This is a genomic window from Actinotalea sp. C106 (assembly GCF_023630195.1).
Taxonomy (GTDB): domain Bacteria; phylum Actinomycetota; class Actinomycetes; order Actinomycetales; family Cellulomonadaceae; genus Actinotalea.
This window is the reverse complement of sequence record NZ_JALPKN010000452.1, coordinates 1-1,678: the sequence shown is the minus strand read 5'-3', so window position 1 is coordinate 1,678 and position 1,678 is coordinate 1. Positions and strand designations below refer to the sequence as shown.

The following is a 1,678-nucleotide window of genomic DNA, read 5'->3' as shown; positions in this document are numbered from 1 at the left end:
CGCGGGACGCCGAGCTGGTGACGGTCCGGGCCGAGGCCGACCGGTGGGCCACGGAGCTGGGCGAGCTGACCGACGTCGCGCACCGCGATGAGGTCGCGCGGGCCCAGCAGGCCCTGCGCATCGAGCAGCTGCAGACCCGCTCGGTCGAGGAGCTCGGCCTGGACCCGCAGGTGCTCGTCGAGGAGTTCGGCCCGGACCGGCCGGTCCCCGTGATCGAGCCCCCCGAGGCCAGCGGTGCGGCCGAGACGTCCCGCGCGGGGACGGACGGCGACGACGACGCGGTCGATGCCGAGCCGGCCCCGCGGACCGTGCCCTACGTGCGCGCCGAGCAGGAGAAGCGGTTGCGGGCCGCGGAGCGAGCCCTCGCCCTCCTCGGCCGGGTCAACCCCTTGGCCCTCGAGGAGTTCGCGGCCCTCGAGGAGCGGCACACGTTCCTGACCACCCAGCTCGCGGACCTCAAGCGGTCCCGTACCGACCTGCTCCAGATCGTCCGGGAGATCGACGAGCGGGTCGAGCAGGTGTTCGCCGAGGCGTACCGGGATACCGCGGTGCAGTTCGAGCGCGTCTTCGAGCGCCTGTTCCCCGGCGGGGAGGGGCGCCTGGTCCTCACCGAGCCGGGGGACATGCTGACCACGGGCATCGAGGTCGAGGCTCGTCCCGCCGGCAAGAAGGTCAAGCGTCTGTCGCTGCTCTCCGGGGGGGAGCGCTCGCTGACCGCGGTCGCCCTCCTCGTGGCGATCTTCAAGGCGCGGCCCAGCCCGTTCTACGTCATGGACGAGGTCGAGGCGGCCCTCGACGACACCAACCTGGGCCGGCTGCTGGAGATCTTCCGCGAGCTCCAGGAGGACAGCCAGCTGATCGTGGTGACGCACCAGAAGCGCACGATGGAGATCGCCGACGCGCTGTACGGGGTGACCATGCGCGGCGACGGCGTCACCACCGTCATCAGCCAGCGTCTGCGCGAGGACAGCCCGGCCTGAGCCCCGGCCCACGCCGCCGTGTGGAGATCCTGTGGCGATCATGACCAGGCCTGTGGGCCGCCTTCGGAACCGGTCGACGCGTGCCGATACTGAGGGCATGGCACCTGTCGTCTGGACCGTTCTCGCCCTTCTCGCCGCCGTCCTCGTGATGGTGGTCGCGGGCGCGCTCGGCGGGGACGGCGGCGGTCCGCGCCAGTTCCTCAGCGATCTCCGGGCGGGGCTGCGCCGCGACGCCGAGCACCCTCGACCCGGCCTCGTCGAGACGATGCGCCAGGAGTCCGACGACGAGGCAGGCGACGCCGGCTCCCTCGACGACCTCTTCTCCCTCGGTCACGCCGAGGTCCCGACGCAGCAGGCCTACCTCTCGACCCGTGACCTGCTGGTCCCCGTCGGGCGCGCCTCGAAGGCCCTGCGGGAGTCAGGTCACGCCGCCCGTCGATGACGCCGCCCGTCGATGACTGAGAGACTGCTGCGGTGAACGAGCTCAGCGATCTTCTCCTCGTCGGCCTGCCCGCCCTGCTCCTCGCGGGGCTGGGCTACCTCGGAGTCCGGAGCCGCCGGTCGCGGCGCCCGGGCGACGCCGGGGAGCCGGCCCCTCCGCAACCGTCGACCCCGACCGGGGCGGGGACCGGGACCACCACGGTCGAGCCCGAGGCACCGAGCGCCCCCGCCGCGCCCGCCCTCGAGAGCCCCGAGCC

The 1,678-nt window shown here is 73.5% G+C and carries 2 protein-coding genes and 1 pseudogene; all 3 read left to right on the top strand.

From position 1 onward, the window contains the following. A partial coding sequence (locus L0B03_RS17510; RefSeq protein ID WP_250448244.1) for an AAA family ATPase occupies positions 1-980 on the top strand: 980 nt, incomplete at its 5' end. Positions 981-1,077: 97 nt separating this feature from the next. Next, positions 1,078-1,422: a hypothetical protein gene (locus L0B03_RS17505; protein ID WP_250448242.1), complete on the top strand. Its 345-nt coding sequence runs from the start codon at positions 1,078-1,080 to the stop codon at positions 1,420-1,422. A 32-nt stretch (positions 1,423-1,454) separates the two neighbouring features. Continuing rightward, positions 1,455-1,678, top strand: a pseudogene (locus L0B03_RS17500) (hypothetical protein); the annotation flags it as partial.